This is a genomic window from Shimia sp. (genome assembly GCF_041624275.1).
Taxonomy (GTDB): Bacteria; Pseudomonadota; Alphaproteobacteria; order Rhodobacterales; family Rhodobacteraceae; genus Shimia.
On sequence record NZ_JBFJVE010000175.1, the window covers coordinates 1 to 6,363 of the forward strand.

Genomic DNA, 6,363 nt, shown 5'->3' on the forward strand with positions numbered 1-6,363 from the left:
AAATGAAACGGCTCTTAGAAATCTTGGGCTCCGTCACGTTGCTACTCCAAAGGATGCATTAGCGTTGCTCTAGCAACCCGTAGGGTGCGTGCTCGCACGCACCGCCCCCGCCGCAAGACCTTCGAGACGCGCCTTGTGCCTTGGCGCAATACCCTTGAATATCGGGCAACGACCAAGCAATCGCGGAGGCCCCCATGTCCTTTTTCAAGAAACTCTTCGGCCAAGCGCCGCGGCCGGCGCCTGAGCCCGAGATGCACGAGGGCTATCGCATCTTCCCCGAGCCGGTCGACGAGCCCGGCGGCTTCCGGGTCGCGGCGCGGATCGAGAAGGAGATCGGCGGCGAGATCAAGACCCACCGCATGATCCGCGCCGACACCTATGCCGCGCCCGAGATCGCCCGCCAGGCCTCGATCGACAAGGCGCGCCAGCTGATCGACCAGCAGGGCGAGCGGATCTTCGGCTGAGAGGGGCGGGGCAATGCAGACCGAATTCACCGTGACCACCCGGGGCCCCGGGCTCTACGAGTTCACCGGCGAGGTGGCGGGCTGGCTCGCCGGGCAGGGCGACGGGCTGCTGACGCTTTTCGTGCGCCACACCTCCTGTTCGCTGCTGATTCAGGAAAACGCCGATCCCGAGGTGCAGCGCGACCTGCGCAATTACTTCCACCGGCTGGTGCCACCCAGCAGCGCCCCCGAGATGGCCTATCTCAGCCACACACAGGAAGGCCCCGACGACATGCCCGCCCATATCAAGGCGGCGCTGCTGCCGGTGTCGCTGTCGATCCCGGTGCTGCGCGGGCGGATGCGGCTGGGCAGCTGGCAGGGCATCTACCTGTTCGAACACAGAAATGCACCGCGCACGCGGAACGTGGCGGCGCATCTGCTTGCATGATGGGAAGTTGCGGAGGAACTTCTTGGACTGAAGCTAGGCAGTGCACAGCGACGGATAAAGGGGGCCGGGGCGGATTTTTTGCCCGTCGGCAGGTCGTTGCCGGGCGGTGGCGGATTCTTGCCGGGCCGGCCTCGCGGCGGGCAGGGCCGGCGGTTTCATTGGCTTATCTTGGGGCTGCATTTGCCCCCTACCCAAAGGCTAGCGGCTGACCTATAGTGGCTGTGGATAAGTTGGGCCAGCACCCAACCGACTGAGGCAGAGAAGAATTGAAGGGGAAGGCCGATGCGCTGCCCGTTTTGCGGAAACATTGATACCCAGGTGAAGGATTCACGCCCCGCCGAGGACCACGTGTCGATCCGGCGGCGCCGGTTCTGCCCGGCCTGCGGCGGTCGCTTCACCACCTATGAACGGGTCCAGCTGCGTGACCTTGTGGTGGTCAAGTCCAACGGCCGGCGCGAGGATTTCGACCGCGACAAGCTGGAGCGTTCGATCCGTATTTCGATGCAGAAACGCCCCGTCGACCCCGAGCGTATCGACCAGATGATCTCGGGCATCGTGCGGCGCCTCGAGAGCATGGGCGACACCGATATTCCTTCCAAGACCATCGGCGAGATCGTGATGGAGGCGCTGGCCCGGATCGACACCGTGGCCTACGTGCGTTTTGCCAGCGTTTACAAGAACTTCCAGGAGGCCGGGGATTTCGACAAGTTCGTCTCTGAACTGCGCCCCGATCCGCAGGCGGAAGAATAACCCTGTCTGATAGGCGCTATATGGCGCTGGCCCTGACGCTCGGGCGTCGGGGGCAGGGCAACACCTGGCCCAACCCGGCGGTGGGCTGCGTGATCCTGCGCGACGGGCGCATCGTCGGGCGCGGCTGGACCCAGCCGGGCGGGCGCCCCCATGCCGAACCCCAGGCGCTGGCCCAGGCCGGCGCGCTGGCGCGCGGCGCCTGTGCCTATGTGACGCTCGAGCCCTGCGCCCATCACGGCCGCACCCCGCCCTGCGCCGAGGCGCTGATCGCGTCCGGGGTGGCGCGGGTCGTGGTGGCGCTCGAGGATATCGACCCCCGGGTGGCCGGCCGGGGGCTGGCGATGCTGCGCGCGGCCGGGATCGAGGTGGTCACCGGGGTGCTGGCCGATCAGGCGCGGCGCGACCTTGACGGCTTTTTCCTCAGAACCGGCGCAGGGCGCCCCTTTGTGACCCTGAAACTGGCCCAGAGCCTGGACGGGCGCATTGCCACCGCCACCGGCGAAAGCCAGTGGATCACTGGCCCCGAGGCGCGGCGCATGGTGCATGCGATGCGGGCCCGCCACGATGCGGTGATGGTCGGCGGCGGCACCGCCCGCGCCGATGATCCGGCGCTTACCGTGCGCGGCATGGGGGTCGACCGCCAGCCGGTGCGGGTGGTGGTGTCGCGGCGGCTCGACCTGCCGCTGATGGGGCAGCTGGCGCGCAGCGCCCGCGACATCCCGCTGTGGATCGCCCATGGGCGCGATGCCGACCCGGTTCTGGTCCAGACATGGCGCGATCTCGGCGCCACCCTCTTGCCCTGCGCCGCCGAGGCGGGCAACCTGGCCCCGGCGTCGGTGCTGCGGGCGCTGGCGGATCAGGGGCTGACGCGGGTGTTCTGCGAAGGCGGCGGCGCGCTGGCGGCGTCCCTGCTGACCTCGGATCTGGTGGACGAACTGGTGGTGTTTAACGCCGGCATGGTGCTGGGCGCCGAGGGGTTCCCGGCGGTCGGGGCCATGGGGATCGAGCGGCTGGCGATGGCGCCGCGCCTGCGGCTGGCGGCGCAAAGCCGCGTCGGCGCCGACCTGATGAGCGTCTGGCGGGCCAGCTAGCGACGCCAGAGAAAGCTGGCCCCGGCCAGCAGGCCCTGCAGCTTTGACAGCGCGCGGTTGACCCGGCCGGGATGCGGGATGTCGCCGTGCGACAGCCGCTCGAGCGCCACTTCCACCGGGCAGGGCAGGCCGCTCACCGGGTCGTGATAGCGCGGATAGTCGATCAGCGCGGCGTGAACCAGCCCGGCAAGCGCCGGGCGCGCCTTGCGCCGGGCGGGCAGGGCGCCGCGATCGTCGCTCAGCCCCCAGCCGGCATAGAAGGGGGCGCCGAAAGTGACCACGCGCCTGCCCCGGATCAGGGCTTCGAAACCGGTGCCCGAAGTCATGGTCCAGACCTCGTCGACCTGTTCCAGAAGCGCCGCCATGTCGGCCTTTTCGATCACCAGATCGGCCCAGCGTTCGGGGCGGTCGACCGCGCCGATGCGCAGCCCGGCCAGCACGTCGGGATGCGGTTTATAGATCACCACCGCTCCGGGGTTCTCGGCCCGCACCCGGGCGAGCAGGGCGGTGTTGTCGCGCAGATCGCCGGCGCCGCAAAGGATCGAGGCATCGTCCTCGACCTGCCCCGGCACCAGGATCCGCCGCCCCTCGGGCAGCGGCGGCAGGGCGCCGGCGAGGTTGTACTTGCTGATGCCCTGCCGGCGCAGCGCCGCGACCAGCCTGTCGGCGCGCAGCGCCTGATCGGGGCGCAGCTCGGCGCGCGACGCGATCAGCCGCTCGAGCCGGCTTTCGCGTGCCGGATCGTAATAGACCCCGAGATCGTCGCAGACCAGCGACAGGGGCGGCACCAGCTCGGCGCCAAGCCCGCGCGAGCGCAGGAAGCCGTCCTCGACCCGGACCGCGCCTTCGGGCGCCTCCTGCCTGCCCCAGACCATGGTGCGGCGCTCGGGCGTCGATGGCCTGTCGAAGACCACGGGGCGGGTCGCGCCGAACATCTTTTGTATGTGGCGGCGTTTCCAGAGCCGCATGCCCAGGGCGTTCCAGCCGTGCCGGTCCTCGCGCCAGCTCCGGGTCGTCGCCTCGAGCGTGCCGATCGCCTCTTCCAGCGTCGCAAGCCGGTCGCGATAGGGGTCGTACCAGCGCGGATAAAGGATCATCGCGGCGGCAAAGAGCTGGGCCCGCGTCAGCACCCTCTGGCGGCGCGGCACCGGGCGTTCGTCCTCGGTCAGCCCCCAGCCGGCATAGAAGGGCTGGCCGAAGACCCGTGGCCTGTGGCCGGCAAAGATCGCCTCGAAGCCCATCTGCGACGACAGTGTATAGACCCCGACCGCGCCTTCGAACAGCGCCCAGGGCGAATGCGGCGCGGTGCAGAGGGTGACGCGGTCGGTTTCATCCTCGGGGCCGAAATAGCCCGGGCGCTGGCCCTGCGCGGTTTCCGGGTGGCTCTTGATCAGCACCGGGCAGCCGGGGTTTTCCACCTGCGCCATCACCAACATCTCGCGGAACTCGGCGTCGCCGGCCCCCGAGGCGGTGACCGAGGCATCGCCCCGGGTCTGGTCGATGACCAGCACATAGCCCGGTGCCAGGGGCGGAAGTGCCGGGTCATTGCCGGAATATTTCGACAGATGCGCTTCGCGGATTCGGGCAATGGCGCCGCGCGCCCGGTCGAGAAGCGCGCTGTCGTCCAGCGGGTGATCGCTCAGCAGGTCTTCAAGCTCCGAGCGTCGGGAGGGGTCGAAATGCGGCGCCTTGCGGTCGATGAACAGCCCCAACGGCGGCTCGCCGCCGCTGCGCCCCGGCAGCACCGAGCGCAGGAAGGCATCTTCGACGTAAAGGGTGTCGGCCCCGGTCATCCGGGCGACGGCGGCGCCGCGCCCCGAGGTCGGGCTCTGGCCCCAGACCGCCACGCTGTCGCTGTCCGAGGGTTTGCCGAGGCAGACCCGGTAGCCGGACAGCGCCAGGATCCGCTTTACCCGCGTCTGGGTGAAGAAGCCGCCGTTATAGGCATAGAGCCGCCGCAGGTCGCCTTCTGCGGGCTCCTGCGGCGGCGGTCTGTCTGTCACTTACTGAACGCCCAGATTGCTGACCGTATTGGCCGAGGTCAGGGTGCCGACGCCGGCCGCGATGATCTTGTTCCAGGTGGTGATCGGCGCTTCGGTGACATAAAGCGTGTCGCCGTCGCGGATGACGAAATCGCGGGCCACGAACATGCCGTTGGGGCGGGTCAGGTCAAGCACGTAGACCATGCGCTGCGCGCCCCTGAGATCGCCCCGTCCCAGCACCTGATTGGCGATTGCTTCGGGTTCGTTGCGGAAGATGAAGACCCCGGTCGGATCGCCCTGATGGGCCTGGATGCCGCCGACCTGGGCGATCGCCTCGAGCGCCGACATGTCCTTGGTCTGGAAGTTGATCCGGCTCTGGGTGCCGGTGGCGCCGAGCGCGGTAAAGGCGCGGGTGTCCTCTTCGACCAGGATCCGGTCGCCGGCGCGCAGGGCGATGTCGAGCTGCGGGTTTTCGTAGAGGTCCTGCAGCCAGATCTGGCCGCGTGTGCCACCGCGCAGCACCGTCACCTGGGCGATTTCCGGGGTGATGGTCACGCCGCCGGCGCGGGCCAGCATCGCCGACAGGGTGCGGGTCGGCCGTTCGATGGCATAGACGCCCTGGGCGCCGATCGCCCCGACCAGCGACACGGTCGATCCGTCGCCGGCGACCCGGCGCACTTCGACCTGCGGGTCGGGTGTCTGTTCCTCGAGCTTGTTGACGATGATGCGGCGGATCGATTCCGGGGTGTTGCCGGCGGCGCGGATGCGCCCGGCATAGGGCACGAAGATAAAGCCCGCGCCGTCGACCTGCACCTCTTCAAGCACCGCCGCGACCTGGCCCTGGGGCCCGAGCAGCGGCTTGTCGACGTTTTCCCAGATGGTCAGCGACAGCACGTCGCCGGGCCGGATCGTGTCCGAGCCGAGCTGCGCGGCAGCCTGAAAATCGCGCGAGAAGCCAAGCGCCGGCACCACCGCCGTGGTGCGGGTGACGCGGTCATTGACGGCGACGACGAAGGCATCGCCCTGCCGTTGCACCGATCCGGCGAAGATTTCCTTCTTGCTGGGGCCGGCGCGGGGGATCAGCGTACAGGACGACACAATGGTCAGCGCAGCCACGATCGCGACGCATTTCGCCCAGCGTTTTTCTACGGGTTTCACTGCACGGTCTCCTCGACCTATGATTTCTGCCTCGATTTTTTTCAGTAACCTACCGGAATCCGAAACGAAAATCCAGCGCTACAGGTTGTGTGTCTCAGGTGACGAGACGCAACTGTTGCCTCGGCGCCGCTGTTCCCGAGCGCAGCGCGTCATAGGGGTCTTCGTCGGAAAGCATCATGTCGACCACGTGGCGCAGCAGTTGCCGGCGCCCGCGCGACGAATAGAACCCGCCCGCCACCTGGCTGGTTTCAAGCAGAAACCGGCGATAGCTGCGATAGGCACGGTTGTCGGGCCTTGTGGCACCGGCGAAGAATTCGGCCAGCGGCTGGGTGCTGACGAACTCGGGCTGATCATAGACCGCCCTGCCGAAGATGCGCAGCGGAATGCCGCGCCACAGCACCTGCTGGGCGGCGGTGGAATTGACGGTGACGGCGCTGCGCGCCTCGTTCAAGAGCTGCGCCAGCTTGCCGCCGCGCACGAAATGCACCCGC

6 protein-coding genes and 1 pseudogene are annotated in these 6,363 nt (G+C 68.4%); 4 read left to right on the top strand and 3 right to left on the bottom strand.

Features of this window, described 5'->3' with window-relative positions; all coding sequences use genetic code 11:
* Positions 1–194: 194 nt before the first annotated feature.
* The 4 genes from ABZD10_RS12560 (at position 195) to ribD (ending at position 2,732) form a co-directional block, all read left to right on the top strand.
* Positions 195–464 (top strand): HlyU family transcriptional regulator, encoded by a 270-nt coding sequence (locus ABZD10_RS12560; protein WP_372886944.1) that lies wholly within the window; start codon positions 195–197, stop codon positions 462–464.
* Between the two features lie 13 nt (positions 465–477).
* On the top strand, positions 478–891 hold the full coding sequence (locus ABZD10_RS12565; RefSeq protein WP_372886945.1) for a secondary thiamine-phosphate synthase enzyme YjbQ: 414 nt from the start codon (positions 478–480) through the stop codon (positions 889–891).
* Between the two features lie 282 nt (positions 892–1,173).
* A complete protein-coding gene (gene nrdR, locus ABZD10_RS12570; protein ID WP_372886946.1) occupies positions 1,174–1,641 on the top strand; it encodes a transcriptional regulator NrdR in 468 nt (155 codons plus the stop codon).
* 20 nt (positions 1,642–1,661) lie between these two features.
* Positions 1,662–2,732 (top strand): bifunctional diaminohydroxyphosphoribosylaminopyrimidine deaminase/5-amino-6-(5-phosphoribosylamino)uracil reductase RibD, encoded by a 1,071-nt coding sequence (ribD, locus tag ABZD10_RS12575; RefSeq protein ID WP_372886948.1) that lies wholly within the window; start codon positions 1,662–1,664, stop codon positions 2,730–2,732.
* Here the strand turns inward: ribD and ABZD10_RS12580 are convergent.
* The 3 genes and pseudogenes from ABZD10_RS12580 to ABZD10_RS12590 all read right to left on the bottom strand — a co-directional run.
* Entirely contained in the window at positions 2,729–4,735 is a 2,007-nt protein-coding gene (locus ABZD10_RS12580) for a capsular polysaccharide biosynthesis protein (protein ID WP_372886950.1), read from the bottom strand. The two genes, ribD and ABZD10_RS12580, sit on opposite strands and share 4 nt — an antisense overlap.
* Positions 4,736–5,872, bottom strand: a complete 1,137-nt coding sequence (locus tag ABZD10_RS12585) for a polysaccharide biosynthesis/export family protein (protein ID WP_372886951.1) — start codon at positions 5,870–5,872, stop codon at positions 4,736–4,738.
* A 94-nt stretch (positions 5,873–5,966) separates the two neighbouring features.
* Positions 5,967–6,363 (bottom strand): annotated as a pseudogene (locus tag ABZD10_RS12590) (capsule biosynthesis protein CapA); the annotation flags it as partial.

Bases quoted from the DNA above. Each gene is read 5' to 3' on its own strand.
- ABZD10_RS12560 (WP_372886944.1), top strand. From the start codon at position 195: ATGTCCTTTTTCAAGAAACTCTTCGGCCAAGCGCCGCGGCCGGCGCCT.
- ABZD10_RS12565 (WP_372886945.1), top strand. From the start codon at position 478: ATGCAGACCGAATTCACCGTGACCACCCGGGGCCCCGGGCTCTACGAG.
- nrdR (WP_372886946.1), top strand. From the start codon at position 1,174: ATGCGCTGCCCGTTTTGCGGAAACATTGATACCCAGGTGAAGGATTCA.
- ribD (WP_372886948.1), top strand. From the start codon at position 1,662: ATGGCGCTGGCCCTGACGCTCGGGCGTCGGGGGCAGGGCAACACCTGG.